Below are 19561 nucleotides of genomic sequence, written 5' to 3' on the forward strand. Positions count from 1 at the left end.
AAAAAATATGTTATAATTCGACCAAATTTTTCAAAAAGGATATGGAATGAAAAAAGTAGTTCTAGCAAGTGTTGCAGTTGCAACTTTATTGTTGAGCGGTTGTAGCTCTAAAAACCCTGAAGTTGATATGAATGCAAATTCAAATCAATCTGCAGATAACTCAGGTAGCATGAGTGATGCTGATAGATTAGCAGCTCTTATCGCTAACATCGAGAGCCAAGTTAAAAGTGTATACTTTGACTTTGATAAATTTAATATCAAAGCTGACCAACAAGGTGTTGTTAGCTCAAATGCATCAGTATTCAACCAAGCTGACGCTCAAGCTCTTTCTATAAAAGTAGAAGGTAACTGCGACGAGTGGGGTACAGATGAGTATAACTATGCTCTTGGTCTAAAACGTGCTAAAAGTGCTAAAGACGCTCTTGTAAGAAATGGCGTTAGCGCTGATAGAATCGCTGTAGTAAGCTTTGGCGAAAGCAATCCAGTTTGTACAGACAAAACAAAAGCTTGCGACGCTCAAAACAGACGTGCAGATTTCAAAGTACTTCCTTAATCTGTAAGTAATAATGAATAAAAAAATAATCATTGCGGCTCTTCTTGGAGCCGCTTTCTCTATAGGTTCAGCTCAAGAAGTTTCAGCATTTGACGCAGGTAATATGGATAGCGCAAATCCATACGGACTAACAGATGATGAAAAGGCAACTCTAAGCAACAAAAGAAGCGTTCAAAATATTGAAGAAAACATGGATAATGTTTCAGAACAACTTCAAGGTTTGCAAAGCTTGATCGAGAGCATGAGTGCTAGGATGAACAAGCTTGAGCAAAGAATGAACGATATCGAAACCAAAGTCAATGGTGGTATAAGCGATTCTGGTGTAAGTTTGACATCATTAAAAGCTTATGTTGATGAGACTAGAGATATACAAGATAAAAACTATAAAAACATTACTGCTGCCTTAAATAAATTAGGTGCGATAATGGATAAAAATGCTGCTCAACCAAAGCAAAATGCAAATCCAAAACAACAAAATAAGCCAACTTCAAATTTTAGTGGCAAAAACGACAAAGATATTTTAGCTGATGGCATTAAACTTCTAAATTCTGGCAATAGCACAGAAGCAGCTGAATATTTTGAATACTTAAATAAAAAAGGCTATAAAACTGGTGCTTCAAATTATTATCTAGGTGAAGTTGCTTATAGTCAAAAATCTTACAGCACAGCCATACAATACTATAAAAAAAGTATACAAAGTGAAGATAAGGCTGACTACACTCCAAAACTTTTGTATCACACAGCTATAAGCTTTGATAAGATCGGTGATACTCAAAGTGCCAACAGGTTTTATAAGGCTTTAAAAGTAGGCTATCCAGATAGCAAAGAAGCCAAAGCCGCTCCTAACAGAAACTAAAATTTACTCTTTTTTAGATATAATCTCACATTAATCAAAACTAAATTCCAAGGAGATTATTGTGAGTAAAGATCAAGTTATAACAATGTTTTATGAGCTAAAAGACGCTAATACTGGCGAAATTTTAGAGTCAAATATGCAAGAAGGTGGTCAAATTTCTTTTATTACGGGACATGGCCACATTATAGAAAAGCTTGAAGAAGAAGTTAGCAAATTAAAATCAGGCGACAAAGCTACTATAAACATTAAAGCAGCTGAGGGTTGTGGTGAATACAATAAAGATGCCATCCAGTCACTTCCAAAAGAGCAATTTGCTGGTATAGACCTACATGAAGGCATGGAGCTTTTTGGTCAAAATGAAGATGGCTCAAGCGTTCGCGTCATCGTTAAAGAGATCAAAGATGACGAAGTAACAGTTGATTTTAATCACCCATACGCTGGCAAAGACTTGCTATTTAATGTTGAAATTTTAGAAGTTAGAGACGCGACTGATGATGAAAAAGCAACTGGCATGGTAGCAGGCGCTCACACTTGCGGTTGTGGAGGACATGATCATGATCACGAGCATGAGTGCTGCGGCGGTCACGGACATGGTGAAGGCGGTTGTGGTTGTGGCGGTCACGGACATCATCACCACTAAGAAGTCAAAATGAAAAAATTTGCTTTTATTTTTGCGGGTCAAGGCTCGCAAAGTGTTGGCATGGGGAAAGACTTTTATGAAAATTTTCCTTCGGCAAAACTTCTATTAAATGATGCTTGCAACGACACAGGCATTGATTTTGAAGAGCTTTTATTTACTCAAAACGACAAGCTAGATAAGACAGAATTTACTCAGCCTGCCATTGTTTTAAACTCGCTTATGAGCTATCTAGCTTTTAGTGAGCGCATAAAAGCTAAGCCAGAGTTTAGCCTAGGTCACTCGCTAGGAGAATTTACAGCCCTTGCGGTTAGTGGCGCATTTAGCTTTGTTGAAGCGATTAGACTTGTAAATTTACGTGGTAAATTTATGCAAGAGGCCTGCATTGGCAAAGATGCTGGCATGATGGTGGTGCTTGGACTTAGCGATGAAGTCGTTGAGGGGATTTGCAAAAACGCACAAGGTGAAGGTCTAAAAATTTACGCTGCAAACTACAACTGCGATGGTCAGATAGTTGTAGCTGGCGTGAGGGCTGACCTTGCTAAATATGAGGCAAAATTTAAAGAAGCAGGTGCAAAAAGAGCGATACTTTTAAATATGTCAGTAGCGAGCCACTGCCCGATACTTGAGACAGCTAGTGTTAAACTAGCAAACGAGCTTGAGAGCGTTTTGGCTGAGAATTTTACCCCAGTCGTTTCAAACGTAAATGCAAAAATTTACACTGATAAAAACGAAGCGCTAGTGCTTTTAAAAGAGCAGCTAACGCATCCAGTTCGCTATAAGCAAAGCATCAAAAACTACGAAAACGAGGTTGATTGCTTTATCGAGCTAGGTGCTGCGACACTTAAAGGCATAAACAAAAAGATCACAGAAAAACCGACATACAGCGTCACTGACATGGCGAGCCTTGAAGAGATTGTGAAGATTTTGGAGGAGAGATGATAGCGATACTTGGAGCGATGCAAGAAGAGATAACGCCGATCCTTGAGATGGTTGGCGAGTATAAAACTACCGAATATGCAAATAATAAATTTTACGAGGCAAACTACAAAGGCAAAGACCTAGTCATCGCCTACTCGAAGATCGGCAAGGTAAATGCGGCGATCACTGCGACCTTGATGATAGAGAAATTTAAGGCTTCAAAGCTGCTTTTTACGGGCGTTGCTGGCTCACTTGATGAGAGCTTAAAGATAGGCGATATGCTATATGCCACTAGCCTTGCGCAGCATGACCTTGACATCACAGCTTTTGGGCATCCATACGGCTTTGTGCCAGGAACTAGCATATTTGTAAAAAGCGATGAGAGCCTAAATGAGCTAGCTAAAAATGTCGCTAGCAAAAAGGGCATGAGCCTAAATTCAGGCATCATCGCAACTGGCGATCAGTTCATCTGCGACAACGAGAAAAAAGAGTGGATCAAAAAGATATTTAACGCGAGTGCTACCGAGATGGAGGGAGCGAGCGTTGCGCTAGTTTGCGAGACGCTTGGCGTGCCATTTTTCATCCTTAGAGCCATCAGCGACGGAGCTGGCAATGAGGCTGAGTTTGACTTTGATAAATTCTTACAAGACTCAGCAAACGTCAGCGCTAAATTTATCCTAGAAATGGTGGAGAGCTTATGATAGAGCTTAGCAAGAGACTGCTTAGGCAAGTTGGCCAGACAAATGCTAGATACAAGATGATAGAGGGCGGAGATAAGATCTTGCTTGGTCTTAGCGGCGGCAAAGATAGTCTCGCACTCGCTCACGTGCTAAAGCACATCCAAAATGTCACACCTGAGAAATTTGAGTTTAAGGCGGTAACGCTAAGCTACGGCATGGGCGAAGACTACGCATATCTTACCAAGCACTGCAACGAGCATGGCATAGAGCACGAGGTGATCGATAGCTCGATATTCGAGATATCAAAGGAGAAGATACGCAAAAATTCTAGCTTTTGCAGCTTTTTCTCGCGCATGAGAAGAGGGTATCTTTACACCTATGCGCTAAAGCACGGCTTTAACAAGCTTGCGATCGCTCACCACTTAGACGACGCAGCAGAGAGCTTTTTTATGAATTTTACCTACAATGGCGCGCTTAGGACGCTTGCTCCAAAATATAGAGCAAAAAATGGCATCGTCGTGATCAGACCATTTATCTTTGTGCGTGAGAGACAGCTTCGCGAAAATGCGATCAAAAATGAGCTAAGAGTTGTTGGTGATGAGGCATGTCCTGCGATGAGATTTGACGTGAAGATGCCACACGCTAGATATGAGACCAAACAGCTTCTAGCAAATTTAGAAAAAGAAAATCCAAAGCTCTTTACATCGCTTAAAGCAGCATTTGAAAACATCCACACAGATACATTTTTTGGTATCAACGAAGGCAGTGAAGAGTAAATTTAACTCTTCATTTTTGCCATTAATGCTAAATTTAAAACCAAATTTCTTACAACCACCCAAAAGCCACAACTCATTTTAAAGCAGGAACGCTCCTTGCTTACTAAATATAAATTTGATAAGCAAGGATGAAAAATGAGCATTTTTAGTGTTAGCACGCAAAAGTATAGCTCAGTAGCGACTGAAGCAAAAGCAAGGAAACTTCAAAAAGAGCAGTCTGAAAGTGTCAAATTTCAAAACGCTCTTGCAAATAATGAAAAAACAAAAGACATTGCACAAAATTTACAAAGACTTGAGCTTACAAAAGATACACAGCAAAGCATTTATAGCGTGAAATTTAAAGATAAAAACGAGCTAGCTTATTAAAGCGACAATGCTGGCTTTATGGATGCTAGCTTTAATAAAGCAGCCAGCTTGCCACAGGACTTTAAGCTTCACAAAAGCACGTTGAAAGAGTTTCTAAACTTCGTAACAAAGCAAAATAACATAAATAGCGTCCTTTACAGCAACGCAAGCGGCAAGCTTTTTGACAATGACGTCTTTGAAAATATCGACATTGCAGACACGATAGGTCAGTATTACGCTATCTTTTCTCAAGTAATGGGTAAGAGTTTAAACAAAGATAGTTTTACAGATAGCGACCTAGCAAGCCTGCCAAAAGGCTACATCTCACAAGGGATGAAAGGCATTGATTTTAACGCAGATTTGAGCGATAGATCAAATATTGACTTTTTAAATAGTCGCAAAAACGAGGTCGTGACAAACATCTTTAGTAGCGAAGATGAAATGAAGCTCGCATCAAATTTAAAGAACTATCTAGCAAAGATAGGCTTTATAAAAAGGTAGATACGAGAGTTTAGGAGTAAATTTATGCTTGAAATTTGACCCATTTCTCTTAAAAAAATATGAACTAAAACCAGAGTTTGTTTTCTAGAAAAAGTATAGGAAATGATAGGTAAGCTTATATATGATATTTTATCATAAAAATAAATAGATAATTAATAATAATTTAAGTTTAAGAAAGACAAAATATCGTCTATATAGTTTACATTAAGGAGGTAAAAACATGAAAAGAATTTTAGTTTTACTTGTAGTTTTATTTTCTATTGGATTTTCCAAAGATCTTACTGAATTGGGATACGAAGCTTACGTTAAAGGTGACTACCAAAAAGCAGCCCAGCTTTATCAAAAAGCTTGTGATAGTGGAGTGGCTGGGGGTTGCAATAGCTTAGGGTCTTTATACGGCGAAGGTAAAGGTGTAAATCGAGATTACCAAAAAGCAACCCAGCTTTTTCAAAAAACTTGTGATGGTGGAAATGCTGAGGGTTGCTTTAACTTAGGGGTTTTTTATGAAGACGGTTACGGTGTAAATCAAGATTACCAAAAAGCTACTGAGCTTTATCAAAAAGCTTGTGATGGTGGATGGTCTATGAGTTGCTTAGGCTTAGGTGTTTTATACAAAGACGGTCAAGGTGTAAATCAAGATTACCAAAAAGCAGCCCAGCTATTTCAAAAAGCTTGTGATAGTGGAAATGCTGATTGTTGCGCTATCTTAGGGGTTTTTTACCAAGACGGTAAAGGTGTAAAACAAAATTTTTCCACTGCAAAACAATATTATGGCAAGGCTTGTGATTTAGGACTTCAGTCAGGATGTGTTATTTACAGAGGGCTGAATAAAAAAGGCTATTAAAAAATTAATTAGCATGAGATGTTCTTTACCGTTGTTAGACAATTACGAGACGCTTTTAAAAGAAGAATGGAATCCGACCTAGGTGGTTGGTAAAAATTTAAGTGGCCTACAAATTTTATTGTAGGCCATTACTTTCAAAGGAATTGAAAATGATAACTAGCATAAACGGAGTTAATAACACATCGATACAAGAAACCACTATCCAAAAAGAAAATATCCCTAAAGATACCAAAGATGATGAAAAGGCCAAAATAGAAGCTTTATGGTATAGTCCAGTTGGAAAGAGCATAAAAGAGATTATTGACATAGACGAAAATGAAGATAATTGGGTTGCAAAAACGATAAGCAAAATAGATAATATGCTTTCTAAGCGTTACAATACCGAACAAGATCGCAACGCCATGTCGATGAAACAGCCAAAAACTTTAGAAGAGGCGAAAGATCAAGTCCTTATAATGTATTCTGATATATTAAAGGAAAACTCTGTTGATGGCAAGCCAACCATGATGGGCAAACTAATAGGTCTTGGCACAAAAGAAGAGGAGGCTGACCTAAGAGCTTTTATGGATAGCATGTCTTCTCTTTATCCAAATGAAAACAAGGAGTCACTTAGTCTTTTAGATAGAACCGACCTAAGCATAGATGAATTTAAAACATTATTTGCCAAAGCAAGAGAGAAAGCTACAAAGGATGTTGAAGAACAAAGAAAGCAGATAATCAAAGAAGAGCAAGAATATAATGCAAATTTTGCCAAAGAGCAAAGTGAGAAGAAATTTAAACCTATGCAGGTTAAGAAGAAGTATGAGACCTATGATATAAACAAGGATCAAAAATTTCTCTATGCAAGAGAGCTTTTAAATTTCAAAGAAAAAAGAGGCATAGATGTCTTAGAGCTTATGCAAAAGATAGATAAGAAGCAAATTTTAAATAAGATGGCTTGATAAATTATAGAAAGCAATGATTGCTCTAAATTTAGTCCTTTATGCGATTTTATCAACTTTTTTATTTGCGACTTTTTCTAAAATTTCAAATATGCTTTCGCCATTATCAAATTCAGTTTTTATAAATTTGTAAAATTCTTTAAATTTCTCATCGGCTTGCATATCATAAGTTTTAAATTTCTTAGTTACTTGCATGGGCTTAAAGGCTTCTTGTTTTTGCGTGTCAGTTTGATTGTCTTGTTCTTCATGATCGCTTTTTTGATCTATTAGTCCATAGTCACCAACCTCTTGCGGCATACTCCTATTTATAACTTTAGAATATTTCTCAATAAATTCATCTACACTTATATTAGACGATTCAAGAAGCTTACGACCCTCATTACTAAAAGACACACCAAATCTTTCTAAAGTTCGACGTATCTTTTGTCCTTCTAGATCATTATCTGACGTTTTGCCCCAGATGGTTTTTTTATCATCATCGTAGAATTTAAAAGCTCCAGTAAAGTTTGTGCTATTGCCCATCACTTTCTTATAATTAACTCTACTCGCAAATTCTTTTCCTTCAAATAGTGAATTGTTATTTAGATTTGGCGAATAGGCTATATTATTAAGCATTGCTAAGGTCTCACTTTATTTAGGTATTCCAGCATCTCTTTCATAGGCTTTAATTCTTTTTATGGTATTAATTTGCATTAGAGCATCTTACTACCACCTATCCAGCAATGCTGTTTTTATACACTAACACATATTCAGCTAAAGAATATAAATTCAACCTACTTAGGTTTAATGCTTTTATGGGCTAGAGTATAATCAATAACTAAATCGACCTTTCAACAATTTAGTTTATATATATCCTATCTCTACACAAAATGCTTCCCTGCTGATAAAAATTTTTCGGCACAACTTTTGCTTACTCTTTGAAGCTAATTTTCAAGGAGTAAGCTATGAAAATCTCTTATAACTCCATCTTAACAAAACAGCACTACCAAAAACAGACAAAAAGCGAAGGCTTTGCAAACTTCTTGCCTAACACTCCAAATATAAATTCGATCAGCCAAACCACTATTCCTAAAAATGACTTTGTTTCATCTAGCGCTATCGACTCTCTTTATCAGGCTAAATTTACTTCACAAGAGGGTTATGGATATAGTGTAGATGCTAAAGGGATTTATGGGGGCTGATTTTAACAAAGCTGCAGGTTTGCCGCAGGACTTTAAAATCCACAAAAGCACACTTGATGCGATAGTGCTACACAATCAAAAACATCCAAATAGTATAAATTTTTCAATGGAAACAAAAAAAGATAACCAACTCTTTGGAGAGGATAGTTTTGCAAATATCGATCTAGCAAATACCATAAAGCAATACTATAAAATTTTTGATCAAATTTCAGCTGGAGTGATCAGTAAAGGTAAAGAGTTTTACTCAAATGAAGATCTAGCAAAGATGCCAAAGGGCTACTTTTCAAAAGATAAAAAAATAGATTATTCTGAATATCTAATGGGTAGGATGTCAAGTGATGAGATAGATGGGCTAACTGATAGGAGCAATGAAAAGATAACTCATGTCTTCAGGACAACACAAGATGCAGACGATGCACATAGGCTGTGGGATGATCTAAGCGATATAAATGTAGAAGTCAATGGAAATTTCCTTGACTTTTCTCCAGAAGTGATGACAACTGAGCATACTATCCCTTATATGTGGGTTAGTAGTGCTGGATATGACTTCAAGCCTGATATGTCTGTATATGACAATGAACAAGGCTATACAAAGGAGCAAATCTTTGTAGCATTTTTAAAAAACGAGCAAGGTCTTGTGTTACAAGGTGGCACAACAAGGATTACTGATGAGGCTCGCAATGTATATAGAGACACACTCATACTTACAAAACAAGATAGAAGCGAGATAGGCATACCAAAGGCTTATTATAATGAGATACTATCTGGCAAGAAAGATCTAAAAGATATACTAGCTAGGATTTTAAAGCTTAGAAATTTAGAGCTTAAAAAAGATCAAACGCTTGAGGGACTAGCAAGTAAGATAATGGATGTTTTAAAAGAATTTGATGAGAGGACGAAAGTAAAAGCCTAAAGCCCGTCAAGTAAAATTTTATAAAGGCGGTTTATCTCATCGTCGTTTAGCTCGATTGTGCTTTTTGTATCAAATAAATTTTTGATCTTGCTAGCGTCAAATTCGCTCCTATCAAGGCAGTGCTTGTGAGAGGGCAAAAAGCCACGAGTTAGGCATAGCTCACTTTCTATCTCCTCGTCGCAGATAAAGCACTCAAGCTCGCTGTGAAGCCTGCCTTCATACTCTAAAATTTTGACGTAACTTTCGATGATAAGGCGCTTTGGATTTTGCAGCTGCATCTGTTTGGCGCAGCGATCAAGCTCGTTAAAGTAAATTTCATCAAGCTGCTCAACCTCTTTTAGATGATCATAAAGTAGGCGCATAAACTGTTGCCAAATGATGAGCTTGTCACGCTCTAGCAGCCATTTAAAGCCAAGATGAAGTATGCTTCTAAGTTTTGGTAGAAATTTCGCCTCTTGCTCGAGCTCAAAGTCGATCTTGTAGCCAGTCATGATGTTTGAGTGGCGAGCGCCAAAAAATCTATATGACTTTACGAGCAAATTTGGCGTTAGCACAAAGACTAAAAGGTCCTCGTCTCTGACCTTTTGCACGCGCAGGATGTAGCCTTGCATCTAGGCAAAAAACTCCCTTATGCGCTCTCTCATCGCTGCCATATCTTTGATAAAATTTACATCGTTTCTAAAGGTTGTTGCGCCGTCTATGCCCTTGCTGTATTGGTGGAGATGCTTTCTAAATATGCAAAGTCCGTGCTCGCCGTAGTGCTCGATCATAGCGTCAAAGTGAGCTAGTATGATCTTTTGCTTTAGCGCCTTATCCACGCTACTTTTGGTCTTTATCTCGTGAAATATCCAAGGGCTACCGATGCTTGCTCTGCCGATCATTAGGGCGTCACACTTTGTGAGATTTAAAATTTCATCTGCATTTTGTGCGTTTATATCGCCATTTGCGACGACTGGGATTTTTACGCTCGCTTTTACTCTTGCGATCGCTTCGTAATCAACCTTTGCGCTGTATCCGCCAGCTCTGGTGCGCCCATGGACCGCGATGTAGTCTGCGCCGGCTTCTTCGCAGGCTTTTGCGATTTTCTCTTCGTTTTTGTCGTTAAAGCCAAGTCTAAATTTAACGCTTAGGCTCTTCTTGTTTGAGACGCTTTTTATGGCTGAGATGATGCTTTGAAGTTTGTCAAGATCATTTAGTAAAGCCGATCCCGCACCTTGTCTAACGACTTTTGGCACAGGGCAGCCGCAGTTTAGATCGAGCCCATAAATTCCATCAAATTTATTGATTATCTGCACGGCCTTTTTTAAATTTTCTATATCACTACCAGCTATCTGGACGACGTAGGGCTCTTCGTTTGGGGATTTTTTAAGCATTTCAAGAGTTTTGTCACTGCTCTCATAGACTAGGGCATTTGCGCTGATCATCTCGCTAACAGTGACGTCGCAGCCAAATTTCTTGACGACGCTTCGTAACGGCAGGTCAGAAAAGCCAGCAAGTGGCGCTAAGAAAAGTGGCTTTTTACTAAAGTCTATCATTTAAAAAATAGCGAGCTAGGCACCATTTTGCCGTTATCTCGCAAAAATAGTAAAACCTTTATCTCTTTAAACTCATCAGGGTCGCTGCCCTCGATGGCTTCTCTTACTTTATCAAGCATCTGAAGCTCAAATAGCGCATATACGTAGGCTTCATCAGCGTCAGCATGGATGCTTTTTAGCTTCTCAAAGATGCCGATAAATGCGTCTGGTTTTAGTTTATTTTTAAGCATTATAGCTGCTTTGTCGTATTGTGCTTTTGTTACTTTTGCATTATTTAAAAGATCAAAAATTTCATCGCTGCTTAGGTCGATCTCATCATTTACGAAACGCGTGATAATGGTCATTATATCTTCGCTTGCTAGCTCTGGATCGATTTTTTTAATATCGCTAAATGAAGCTGTTTTTATGAGCTTATCGAAGGCTGCCTTTTTAAGGCTATCGTTTTGCTCTTGGTTTTTAAGCACGTCAAGATAGTAAGTAGGCAGCTGCTCGATCTTGTTTAGCTCGTTTAGGATGTTTAGCTTGCTATCTTTTGCTAGTCTAAATTTCTTTAGATCGACGATCTCTTTGTTTTTTATGCTTTTTATGGTTTGTAAGATATTGTTTATCTCGCCGTCATCAACACCAACATCTTTAAGCTCGCCTACTGGTGAGATAGAGCGAGTGAGCTGTGAGGCGATCTTGTAAGTATCGGTTTTGAAGTCTTTGTTACTCTCAAAGCCAAGAAGCGTCTCTTTTGCAAGGTCTTTGTAGAGTTGGCTATCTTTTTTTATCCATTTTTTATATCTATAAAAGGCGTATCCGTGATATGCGATGTGAAGTAGGGCAAGGAGCGCTAGAAGGGCTACTGGAAGTGCCACCCAGACAGCTACTGGCAAGGTTATGGCTTGACCTAAGAGCTCAAAGGTGAAGTCTGAACTATTAAGAGAATAGGTAAGTCCTGCAACAACTGCTGTGTAGATGATGCAGTAGACGAGAAATTTTCTGGTTTTCATATTTTCTCCTTAGTTTTTTGCTGTTTTTTCTATTATCTCACGACAAGCTATGCAGTATTTTGCATGCGGTTTTACTTTTAGGCGAGGGATGCCGATCTCCTCTTCGCACATGTCACAAATTCCATAAGTCTTGTTTGCTATCTTCTCAAGCGCCTCGTCGATCTCGTGAAGCTCGGCTCTTTGCTGGGTTGAGATAGACTGCTCTATAAGTTGGTCGGTATTTACTGAAGCGATGTCAAATTCATCGCTTACTCCACTATCTCTTAGACCGCTTACTTCAACTGATGAGTCATAAATATTTTTTTTGATTTGTAACTTTCTATCTTCAAGTAGTTTTTTGAAAAAATTTAGCTCGTTTTGAGTCATTTTATATTCCTTTATTTGTGATATGGGTGGTTTGCATTTATGCAAAGCCCTCTAAAAATTTGCTCAAAAAGTACGAGCTTGGCGACTTTGTGCGCCATAGTCATCTTGCTTAAGCTTACGACTTTTTGTGCCTTGTTTTTTAAATTTTGGCTAAGCCCATAAGCTCCACCTATGAAAAAATTGATCTGTGAATTTGAGTTTAAAATTTGAGCAAATTCTTGGCTGTCAAGCTGTGAGCCATTTTCATCAAGCATCACGCAAAAGCCTTTTAAATTTGGCTCATAAATTTCATCATAAGCTCTTAGTGCGTCACTTTTGCCACTACTTTGAGCCTTTGCTATCTTTTCATTAAATATGATTTTGTCGTTTATCTTGGCAAATTTTGCACTCATTTTTATATATTCTTGTATCTCGTTTTCAAAGTTGTCACGCGATGATTTTTGAATGCTAAAAACCGAAATTTCCAAACTTACCCTTTGGTTTTTAGCTTTAGCTCAAAGCCATTTTCGCCCTCACTTGGCGCCTCTTTTTTAACGGCTGTTTTGTTGCTTGTGAAAAATTTGACCATGTCGCTTATATATTTTTTGTGCTCGCTTCTTGGCACGATGTCATCTATAAGACCATGTTCAAGCAAAAATTCAGCCCTTTGAAAGCCCTCTGGAAGATCGGCGCCTATGGTTTGTTTGATGACCCTTTGCCCTGCAAAGCCTATTAGCGCGCCAGGTTCAGCGATTATTAGATCTCCAAGCCATGCAAATGATGCACTAACGCCGCCCATCGTAGGATCTGTAAGGATAGAAATATATGGTAATCTTGCTTCATCAAGAAGTTTTAGGGCTGCTGAAGTCTTTGACATCTGCATTAAAGAAAATGTGCTCTCTTGCATTCTAGCGCCACCAGATGCACTTACGATGATTAAGGTTTGGCGTTTTTCGATCGCGCGTTTTATCGCTCTTACGATCTTTTCGCCCTCAACTGAAGCTAGTGAGCCGCCCATAAAGCCAAAGTCAAAAACAACTAGCTGAATTTCTTGTCCGTTGCATTTGCCTTCGCCGCATATCACTGAGCTTGTGTGTCCTGTTTTTTCTTTATTTTCTGTAATTCTTTTTTTGTATGATTTTTTATCGACAAAATTTAAAGGATCTACTGGCTTTAAATTTGCGTCAAATTCTACAAAGCTACCTTCATCGCAGATCAAATTTATGCGATCATCAGCTTTTAATCTCATGTGGTAGCCGCATTTTGGGCATACATTAAAACAAGCTTCAACTTCTTTGTAATACATCAGTGAGTGGCAGTTGTCGCATTTTACCCAGTGTGTAGGTGCTTCTTCTGGACGAGGTTGAGCTTTTCTTATCTTTGAAAAAATGTCTGAGAAATTCATCTTTTTACCCACTTATATTAAAAATTGTGGGATTATATCTAATGTTAGCCTTGCTTTTTCTTATATGACTTAAAGTTTGTTTGTTTGCGGGAGATTTAAGGGGCTAGCTTGCCCCTTAAAAGTATTTTATTAGAAGCGTCTTCCGATAGTAAATTCAAATGTATTTGTATCATCGCCCTCTTTAGGTTTAAGAGCTTTTGCGAAGATTAGTTGAAGTGGTCCGATAGGTGTTATCCACTCGATACCTGTGCCAACTGATGATCTTTTTATCTCATTTAGACTATTTTCACCGATCATGCCATAGTCATAAAACACAACACCACGCATTTTAACACGCTCTATGATAGGGAAGCTCATCTCGACTGAGTTGTTAAATGATGTTTCGCCGCCGTATTCATAATAGTCGCCTTTGTATTTTACTTTTGGAGATACGGTTCTACTCTCGTAGCCACGTAAGCTTCTTATACCGCCAAGGTAAAGTCTTTCGTTGATCGGAGTATAGCCTCTCTCCCAAATTTTGCCAAAACTTGCTTTGTATCTTAGGATAAGATCGTAGTCGATGTATTCTCTAAGACCTAGATAGTAGTTGAAATTTGTGCGGTTTTTAACAAAATCCATATCACCACCAAGTCCTGCTATCTCAAATGATGTGCTAGCTATGATACCGCGTCTTGGCAAGTAGTAATCATCAGTGCTATTATATGTTAAAGCCGGAGTTATAGCGCTTTTTATAGCCTTGCCTTCTCTATAAATTTCTTTGCCTGTGTCTTTATTTATATTTCTTAGTTCATCATCTTTTAGAGTAACTTTACTTTGCTCGATGTTATAAGTAAGTGATGCACTTAAATTTCTGGTTAATTTTCTACCAAGCGTTGTGCTAAAGCCATAGCTTCTCTCTTTATATGTTCTCCAGTCATAGTCGTTTGCATAGAGTGTTCCGCCAAGGCTATACTCTGAGTCAAAAATTCTTGGATTTGTAAGACTTATCTGACCTGAAAGCTCTCTATCGCTCTTATCAACGCTTACTTGTCCTTGAAGACCAGAGCCAAAGATGTTTGTGTCAGAAAGGGCAGCGTTTAGTAGCAAGCCATCGCTACTTCCGTATCCGATACCACCGCTTATCGAGCCAGTTGAAGCCTCTTTTACTTTTACTTTTAGATCGACTGTATTTTTATCAACTGGGTCCTCTTCTATCTCGACATCGTCAAAGTAGCTTGTTCTTTTTAGTGCATCTTTTGAGTCTTGAAGGTCGGTTCTACTATATAAATTTCCCTCAGTTAGATATAGCTCACGTCTTACGACACGATCAACTGTTCTATCGTTTCCTGAAATTTGAACGTTTCTTATATATACTTTTTCACCAGGATCAACTTCGTAGTCGATATCAACTGTTTTATTTTCATCAAATTTATCAGTCTTTGGATAAACTTTGACAAATGCATAGCCCTTGTCAGCTACCATATCGTCAAGCTTTTTCATATCTTGGCGAAGTCTTGCTGAGTTCATCGTATCGCCAGCTTCAAGTCTAAAGTCATCTATGATCTTTTTAGTATCAAGTCCTAGCTCTTCAGGTGCTGTGATGCTTACGTTTGAAACCTTATAAGGCTCGCCCTCATGGATGTAGTATGTAAGATCAGCTGTGTAGTTATCAAATGACGCATTTAGATAAGGTGACGAAACTGTCGCATCTAGATAACCTTTTTGAAAATACTTATCTTGAATTCTTGCTGGGTCATTTTCAAGCTCGAAAAGTTTAACTTTACCGTCGTTTCTGCCCCAAAGCCAGCCCATAAATTCTCTACTTTTGTTTGCAACTACTGGCTCGATATCGTCATAGTCAAATTCTTTTGCCCCGACTAAATTTACCTTTTTGATTATCATATTTTCGCCACGGTTGATGTTTAGAGTGATGAAAAGTGAGCTATCGTTGTCTGCGACCGGCTGTTTTTCTACGTCGACAACTGTGTCAAAATAGCCTTTTGACTCGTAGTACTGGCGAATTCTCTCTTTTGTTTTTTCGATAGTTAGCTCATCATACATATTGCCAGGTTTGATGTTGATTAGTGATTCGATCGCAGTTTTGTCATTTGTCACAACACCCTTTAGATCGACTCTAGCAACACTTGGCTTCTCTTTTACTTTTACTAAAAGATTGCCACTACCTGTATCCTCTATATAGATATCATCAAAATAATTTTGCTTGTATAAATTTGTGATGGCCTTATCGCTAAGCTTTGGAGTTAGCTCTTGACCGACTTTTAGCCCCATTATCTGAGTGGCTACATCAGGTGAAAGGTGGATTAGACCTTTGAAATTTATTGACTGAATCGTTTGCGCATTTAGACCGCTTAAAGCTAGTGCTAGTAAAAATAATTTCTTTTTCATTAAATTTAACCTAGAGTTTTAGTATAAGTGCGTATAATATCATATTTTATTTTTAAAAAATTTAAATTTTATAATTTTAAAGGTTTTTTATGAAAATAGGTATCATCGGACTTGGTCTTATGGGTGGCTCGCTTGGTCTTGCGCTAAAAGATGAAAAACTAATCTCATGTGTCAGCGGATATGATAAAGATGAAAATCACAGTAAAAAAGCGCTTGAACTTGGCTTGGTGCATGAAATTTTAAGCATCGATGAGATGAAAAAGAAGTGTGACATCATCTTTTTGGCTGTGCCAGTCGAAGCTATCGTGAGCATCGTGCAAAATTTAACTGACATTAGCGAAGATACGACGATCATTGATTTTGGCTCGACCAAACAAAAGATAATAGAAGCCGTGCCAGAAAAAATTCGTAAAAATTTCATCCCGGCTCACCCGATGGCAGGTACTGAATACTCTGGTCCTGAGGCTGCCTTTAAGTCGCTTTACACAGGGGCAACTGTCATAGTTTGCGACTTTGCTGAGAGCGCAGAAAAACATGTAAAAAGAAGCGTTGAACTATTTTCTTGCCTCGGTATGAAGATCATTTTCATGAGTGCAAAAGAGCATGATCATCACGTGGGTCTCATCTCACATCTACCTCATGCTATTGCATTTTCGCTTGCTAGCGGGATCTTAAAAGAAGAGGATAAAAGGCACATCGTAGCACTTGGAGGGCCGACATTTAAGGGCATGATACGTGTCGCAAAGAGTTCGCCATTTATGTGGAGCGATATCTTTAAGCAAAATAAAAACAACGTCGTTGCCGCGATAAATATGTTTGAAAAAGAGCTAAATTTATGCAAAGATCTCATAAAAGATGAGCGCTGGGACGAGCTTTTTGATTGGATGAGCGAAGCTAGAGCTGTAAGAGAAATTTTGTAATTAACTAAAAATTTATTGATTAAATGTAAAATTTCGCAAATAAAATTTAAGGTAATAATATATGTATAGACGTGGAATAGGCGGTTTTGGTATTGTTGTAGTTTTACTTGTTTTGATATTAGCTGGTGGTTTTGGCTATGCTTTGATGTCGAAAGACTTTGAGCGAAACGAGCCAATTATCGGCGTTGCTGATAAGGTTTATTGGAACCTTCGCTCGCCTATGAATATCAAATTTAAAGATGACAGCGGCATAAAATTTGTGCGCATTAGCATAAATGACGGCAAAAATGATCTAAATTTACTAAATCAAATCATACAAAATCCAAGCACTGAGCTTGATGTAAATTTAACCTTTCCAAAGACTGGCTTTTTCGCTCAAAAAGATACTTATGAGATGAGCATAGAAGCGGTTGATACTAGCAAATGGGGCTTTTTTACAGGCAATAAAGCAAGCAAAAAAGTTGAAGTCGTGCTTGACACCTCTAAGCCTGATCTTTACGTGCTTTCTCAGTCTTACTCTATCTCAAAAGGCGGTAGCGCTGTTGTTGTCTTTAGAGCGACTGATAATCAGCTAAAAGAGGTCTATGTCCAGACAAATTTTGGTAAGAAATTTAAGGCCGTGCCATTTTACAAAGAGGGCTTTTACGCAGCACTTGTTGCTTGGCCAGTGCAGGTTGAAAACTTTAGCGCTGAGGTCATCGCAAGAGACTTTGCAGGTAACGAGAGCAAGTCTCACGTGAGATATTTTTATGAAAATGTAAAATACAAAACTTCAACCATTGCTTTAAATGATAGATTTTTGGACGGAAAGATCGTTGATCTAACAGATCAATACGCCAAAGATCCAAACGCTCTTTCAAGGCTTGAGAAGATGAAATTTGTCAATGAAACACTAAGAAATTCAAACGAAGAGAAGATAACAGCACTTACTTCAAACGTCGATACTGACATCACAAACGGCTTTAATATCATCCCATTTTACCCGCTTAGAAATGGCAAAAAAGTAGCTGACTTTGCCGATCACCGCTTCTATACATATAATAACGAGCAAGTAAGTGAGTCATGGCACATGGGTATAGATTTTGCAAGCGTGGCATCAGCTCCGATAATAGCTAGCAATGCGGGCCGCGTTGTGCTAGCATCTGAGAATGGAATTTATGGTTTAAACATTGTGATCGATCATGGATTTGGACTTTATTCGCTCTATGGACACTGCTCAAGTGCGAAGGTAAAAGAGGGCGACATGGTTGCTGCTGGCGATCAAATAGGCACAACTGGAACGAGCGGTCTTGCGCTTGGAGATCACCTTCACTTTGGAATTTTGGTCCAAGGCGAAGAGGTAAGGCCTCAACAATGGATGGATAAAAAGTGGATAAAAGACAATGTGACAAGTGTCTTAGATGCCGCAAAGGCGATGATAGATAAGAATTAAATTTGCAAATTTGATTTTTTAGTGCTATCATAAGCGAACAAAAAAATATAAGGAAAATTTTTGAAACAAACTACTATCGCAAGACGCGTTGAGACCGTTGGTATAGGGCTTCATAAGGGTGAGCCGATAAGACTTATACTAGAACCTCTTGATGCAAATTCAGGTATTATTTTGCACCGCGAAGATCTTGGTATTAGTTTTAAAGCCGAGCCTAAAAACGTTATAAATACGCAAATGGCAACCGTCGTTGGCAACGAAAAGGGCTTTATCAGCACGATAGAGCACCTAATGGCAGCTGTAAATGGATACGGCATTGATAATATTAGAATTTCAGTTGATGCAAACGAAATTCCTGTCATGGACGGCAGTGCGATAAGCTTTTGCATGTTGCTTGATGAAGCTGGTATAAGACATCTTGACGCTGGTAAAAAAGTCATCCTTGTCCGCCGCGAGGTTGAGGTGGTTGAGGGGTCAAAATTTGTGCGAACTTTGCCTTCAAGAAATCCAAAATTTGACTATACGATCAAATTTGACCACCCAGTTATCGGCGAGCAAAGATATGTTTTTGAATTTAGCAAGAGCTCATTTGTAAAAAATATCGCTCGCGCTAGAACTTTTGGCTTTTTAAAAGATTTGCAACGCCTTCAAGCTCAAAATTTAGCCCTTGGTGCATCACTTGATAACGCCGTGGCTATCGATGATACGCATATTTTAAACCCAGAGGGTTTGAGATTTGAAAATGAGTTTGTAAGGCATAAAATTTTAGACGCAGTTGGCGATTTGAGCTTGCTTGGAGCACCTTTACTAGGTGACTACACAGCATTTGCGGGCAGCCACGATCTAAATCACAAACTAACACTTGCTTTAATGGCAGATGAGAAAAATTATGAGATCGCAACGCTTAGTGGCGAGCTTTTAAAAGAGTATCAAAAGGTATTTGCATAAAAAATATTGAAATTTTAGTAGTCTCTTTATCGACTCCGCTTTTAGTTGGAGTCTATAAAGATGGCGTAAAATTTGATGAGATCACAACTGACGAGCATGTCAGCGAAGCCTTGATAAAAATCCTAGAAAATTTATCCTCTAAATTTAACATCACAAAGATTATCTACGCAAACACGCCAGGTAGCTTCATGGGGCTAAAGGTGGCCTACGTTATCTTAAAGACTTTTTCTTTGGCAAAGGGCTGTGAATTTTACGCAGTAAGTGGCTTTAGTCTAAACGGCGGCCAAGCGATCAGAGCAAATAAAAATTTAAGTTTTGTCTTAAAAAATGGCGAAATTTCACTTGAAAAAGTTGAGCCAGTGAGATTTGTGTTGCCTTTAAATTTAGATGAATTAAAACTAAATTCAGATACACTTCCAAATTATATCATCCAAGCTGTTTAGGAGAAAAT

At 38.2% G+C, this 19561-nt stretch carries 24 protein-coding genes; 16 read left to right on the forward strand and 8 right to left on the reverse strand.

What is annotated here, in order from left to right; translation table 11 throughout:
• The first annotated feature begins 46 nt into the window (after positions 1-46).
• The 10 genes from F3G98_RS01555 (at position 47) to F3G98_RS01595 (ending at position 7054) form a co-directional block, all read left to right on the forward strand.
• Positions 47-553 carry an OmpA family protein gene (locus tag F3G98_RS01555; protein WP_002939415.1) on the forward strand — a complete coding sequence of 169 codons (507 nt, stop codon included), beginning with the start codon at positions 47-49 and terminating at the stop codon, positions 551-553.
• A 13-nt stretch (positions 554-566) separates the two neighbouring features.
• Positions 567-1409: a tetratricopeptide repeat protein gene (locus F3G98_RS01560; RefSeq protein ID WP_103608347.1), complete on the forward strand. Its 843-nt coding sequence runs from the start codon at positions 567-569 to the stop codon at positions 1407-1409.
• Between the two features lie 55 nt (positions 1410-1464).
• The gene (locus F3G98_RS01565) at positions 1465-2049 is read left to right on the forward strand and encodes an FKBP-type peptidyl-prolyl cis-trans isomerase (RefSeq protein WP_223231310.1); all 585 of its coding nucleotides are present in this window, start codon (positions 1465-1467) and stop codon (positions 2047-2049) included.
• A gap of 9 nt (positions 2050-2058) precedes the next feature.
• Positions 2059-2988, forward strand: a complete 930-nt coding sequence (gene fabD / locus F3G98_RS01570; RefSeq protein WP_149725657.1) for an ACP S-malonyltransferase — start codon at positions 2059-2061, stop codon at positions 2986-2988.
• The gene (locus F3G98_RS01575) at positions 2985-3668 is read left to right on the forward strand and encodes a 5'-methylthioadenosine/adenosylhomocysteine nucleosidase (RefSeq protein ID WP_103605471.1); all 684 of its coding nucleotides are present in this window, start codon (positions 2985-2987) and stop codon (positions 3666-3668) included. Before fabD ends, F3G98_RS01575 begins: the two co-directional genes overlap by 4 nt.
• Positions 3665-4423, forward strand: a complete 759-nt coding sequence (locus F3G98_RS01580; RefSeq protein ID WP_103597313.1) for a tRNA 2-thiocytidine biosynthesis TtcA family protein — start codon at positions 3665-3667, stop codon at positions 4421-4423. The genes F3G98_RS01575 and F3G98_RS01580 overlap by 4 nt, the downstream gene beginning before the upstream one ends.
• A gap of 135 nt (positions 4424-4558) precedes the next feature.
• Complete coding sequence (locus F3G98_RS10300) at positions 4559-4789, forward strand: hypothetical protein (RefSeq protein WP_180995380.1); 231 nt, start codon at positions 4559-4561, stop codon at positions 4787-4789.
• A gap of 18 nt (positions 4790-4807) precedes the next feature.
• Positions 4808-5269 carry a Cj0814 family flagellar-dependent secreted protein gene (locus F3G98_RS10305; protein WP_188116956.1) on the forward strand — a complete coding sequence of 154 codons (462 nt, stop codon included), beginning with the start codon at positions 4808-4810 and terminating at the stop codon, positions 5267-5269.
• A 220-nt stretch (positions 5270-5489) separates the two neighbouring features.
• Entirely contained in the window at positions 5490-6113 is a 624-nt protein-coding gene (locus tag F3G98_RS01590; RefSeq protein ID WP_103635748.1) for a tetratricopeptide repeat protein, read from the forward strand.
• Positions 6114-6262: 149 nt separating this feature from the next.
• Positions 6263-7054 carry a Cj0814-related protein gene (locus F3G98_RS01595; protein WP_149725658.1) on the forward strand — a complete coding sequence of 264 codons (792 nt, stop codon included), beginning with the start codon at positions 6263-6265 and terminating at the stop codon, positions 7052-7054.
• A gap of 39 nt (positions 7055-7093) precedes the next feature.
• Here F3G98_RS01595 and F3G98_RS10715 read toward each other — a convergent pair whose 3' ends face one another.
• A complete protein-coding gene (locus F3G98_RS10715; protein WP_223231286.1) occupies positions 7094-7669 on the reverse strand; it encodes a Cj0814-related protein in 576 nt (191 codons plus the stop codon).
• A gap of 329 nt (positions 7670-7998) precedes the next feature.
• On the opposite strand from F3G98_RS10715, the gene F3G98_RS10720 reads away from it, so the two are divergent.
• The gene (locus F3G98_RS10720; RefSeq protein WP_223231287.1) at positions 7999-8235 is read left to right on the forward strand and encodes a hypothetical protein; all 237 of its coding nucleotides are present in this window, start codon (positions 7999-8001) and stop codon (positions 8233-8235) included.
• On the forward strand, positions 8210-9148 hold the full coding sequence (locus F3G98_RS01605; protein ID WP_223231288.1) for a Cj0814 family flagellar-dependent secreted protein: 939 nt from the start codon (positions 8210-8212) through the stop codon (positions 9146-9148). The genes F3G98_RS10720 and F3G98_RS01605 overlap by 26 nt, the downstream gene beginning before the upstream one ends.
• On the opposite strand, the gene recO is transcribed toward F3G98_RS01605, so the two are convergent.
• From recO to bamA, 7 genes are all read right to left on the reverse strand, one after another.
• The gene (gene recO, locus F3G98_RS01610) at positions 9145-9759 is read right to left on the reverse strand and encodes a recombination protein RecO (RefSeq protein WP_021087592.1); all 615 of its coding nucleotides are present in this window, start codon (positions 9757-9759) and stop codon (positions 9145-9147) included. The two genes, F3G98_RS01605 and recO, sit on opposite strands and share 4 nt — an antisense overlap.
• Entirely contained in the window at positions 9760-10683 is a 924-nt protein-coding gene (locus tag F3G98_RS01615) for a tRNA dihydrouridine synthase (RefSeq protein ID WP_103608341.1), read from the reverse strand.
• Positions 10680-11678, reverse strand: coding sequence for a uroporphyrinogen III synthase HEM4 (locus F3G98_RS01620; RefSeq protein WP_103608340.1), 999 nt, complete (start codon positions 11676-11678; stop codon positions 10680-10682). Before F3G98_RS01620 ends, F3G98_RS01615 begins: the two co-directional genes overlap by 4 nt.
• A 9-nt stretch (positions 11679-11687) precedes the next feature.
• Positions 11688-12044 (reverse strand): RNA polymerase-binding protein DksA, encoded by a 357-nt coding sequence (gene dksA / locus F3G98_RS01625; protein ID WP_103597315.1) that lies wholly within the window; start codon positions 12042-12044, stop codon positions 11688-11690.
• An 11-nt stretch (positions 12045-12055) separates the two neighbouring features.
• Positions 12056-12511 carry a 23S rRNA (pseudouridine(1915)-N(3))-methyltransferase RlmH gene (locus tag F3G98_RS01630; protein WP_103608339.1) on the reverse strand — a complete coding sequence of 152 codons (456 nt, stop codon included), beginning with the start codon at positions 12509-12511 and terminating at the stop codon, positions 12056-12058.
• A gap of 2 nt (positions 12512-12513) precedes the next feature.
• Positions 12514-13428: an acetyl-CoA carboxylase, carboxyltransferase subunit beta gene (gene accD / locus F3G98_RS01635; protein ID WP_103608358.1), complete on the reverse strand. Its 915-nt coding sequence runs from the start codon at positions 13426-13428 to the stop codon at positions 12514-12516.
• A gap of 129 nt (positions 13429-13557) precedes the next feature.
• Positions 13558-15813: an outer membrane protein assembly factor BamA gene (gene bamA / locus F3G98_RS01640; RefSeq protein ID WP_103567588.1), complete on the reverse strand. Its 2256-nt coding sequence runs from the start codon at positions 15811-15813 to the stop codon at positions 13558-13560.
• 89 nt (positions 15814-15902) lie between these two features.
• Between bamA and F3G98_RS01645 the strand changes: the two genes are divergently transcribed.
• The 4 genes from F3G98_RS01645 to F3G98_RS01660 all read left to right on the forward strand — a co-directional run bounded on the left by F3G98_RS01645 (position 15903) and on the right by F3G98_RS01660 (position 19553).
• Positions 15903-16733 (forward strand): prephenate dehydrogenase, encoded by an 831-nt coding sequence (locus F3G98_RS01645; protein ID WP_009294324.1) that lies wholly within the window; start codon positions 15903-15905, stop codon positions 16731-16733.
• Between the two features lie 61 nt (positions 16734-16794).
• Positions 16795-18165, forward strand: a complete 1371-nt coding sequence (gene pgp6, locus F3G98_RS01650; protein ID WP_004317224.1) for a peptidoglycan metallopeptidase Pgp6 — start codon at positions 16795-16797, stop codon at positions 18163-18165.
• A 60-nt stretch (positions 18166-18225) separates the two neighbouring features.
• Positions 18226-19110, forward strand: coding sequence for a UDP-3-O-acyl-N-acetylglucosamine deacetylase (gene lpxC / locus F3G98_RS01655; protein WP_103608338.1), 885 nt, complete (start codon positions 18226-18228; stop codon positions 19108-19110).
• Positions 19111-19190: 80 nt separating this feature from the next.
• Positions 19191-19553, forward strand: coding sequence for a glycoprotease (locus F3G98_RS01660; protein ID WP_087582679.1), 363 nt, complete (start codon positions 19191-19193; stop codon positions 19551-19553).
• Positions 19554-19561 lie beyond the last annotated feature (8 nt).

Origin of the sequence: Campylobacter concisus, from assembly GCF_902460895.1 — a bacterium.
Classification (GTDB): Bacteria; Campylobacterota; Campylobacteria; order Campylobacterales; family Campylobacteraceae; genus Campylobacter_A; species Campylobacter_A concisus_BC.

Coding starts and splice junctions, on each gene's coding strand:
- F3G98_RS01555 (WP_002939415.1), top strand. CDS start 47: ATGAAAAAAGTAGTTCTAGCAAGTGTTGCAGTTGCAACTTTATTGTTG.
- F3G98_RS01560 (WP_103608347.1), top strand. CDS start 567: ATGAATAAAAAAATAATCATTGCGGCTCTTCTTGGAGCCGCTTTCTCT.
- fabD (WP_149725657.1), top strand. CDS start 2,059: ATGAAAAAATTTGCTTTTATTTTTGCGGGTCAAGGCTCGCAAAGTGTT.
- F3G98_RS01575 (WP_103605471.1), top strand. CDS start 2,985: ATGATAGCGATACTTGGAGCGATGCAAGAAGAGATAACGCCGATCCTT.
- F3G98_RS01580 (WP_103597313.1), top strand. CDS start 3,665: ATGATAGAGCTTAGCAAGAGACTGCTTAGGCAAGTTGGCCAGACAAAT.
- F3G98_RS10300 (WP_180995380.1), top strand. CDS start 4,559: ATGAGCATTTTTAGTGTTAGCACGCAAAAGTATAGCTCAGTAGCGACT.
- F3G98_RS10305 (WP_188116956.1), top strand. CDS start 4,808: ATGGATGCTAGCTTTAATAAAGCAGCCAGCTTGCCACAGGACTTTAAG.
- F3G98_RS01590 (WP_103635748.1), top strand. CDS start 5,490: ATGAAAAGAATTTTAGTTTTACTTGTAGTTTTATTTTCTATTGGATTT.
- F3G98_RS01595 (WP_149725658.1), top strand. CDS start 6,263: ATGATAACTAGCATAAACGGAGTTAATAACACATCGATACAAGAAACC.
- F3G98_RS10715 (WP_223231286.1), bottom strand. CDS start 7,669: ATGCTTAATAATATAGCCTATTCGCCAAATCTAAATAACAATTCACTA.
- F3G98_RS10720 (WP_223231287.1), top strand. CDS start 7,999: ATGAAAATCTCTTATAACTCCATCTTAACAAAACAGCACTACCAAAAA.
- F3G98_RS01605 (WP_223231288.1), top strand. CDS start 8,210: ATGCTAAAGGGATTTATGGGGGCTGATTTTAACAAAGCTGCAGGTTTG.
- recO (WP_021087592.1), bottom strand. CDS start 9,759: ATGCAAGGCTACATCCTGCGCGTGCAAAAGGTCAGAGACGAGGACCTT.
- F3G98_RS01615 (WP_103608341.1), bottom strand. CDS start 10,683: ATGATAGACTTTAGTAAAAAGCCACTTTTCTTAGCGCCACTTGCTGGC.
- F3G98_RS01620 (WP_103608340.1), bottom strand. CDS start 11,678: ATGAAAACCAGAAAATTTCTCGTCTACTGCATCATCTACACAGCAGTT.
- dksA (WP_103597315.1), bottom strand. CDS start 12,044: ATGACTCAAAACGAGCTAAATTTTTTCAAAAAACTACTTGAAGATAGA.
- accD (WP_103608358.1), bottom strand. CDS start 13,428: ATGAATTTCTCAGACATTTTTTCAAAGATAAGAAAAGCTCAACCTCGT.
- bamA (WP_103567588.1), bottom strand. CDS start 15,813: ATGAAAAAGAAATTATTTTTACTAGCACTAGCTTTAAGCGGTCTAAAT.
- F3G98_RS01645 (WP_009294324.1), top strand. CDS start 15,903: ATGAAAATAGGTATCATCGGACTTGGTCTTATGGGTGGCTCGCTTGGT.
- pgp6 (WP_004317224.1), top strand. CDS start 16,795: ATGTATAGACGTGGAATAGGCGGTTTTGGTATTGTTGTAGTTTTACTT.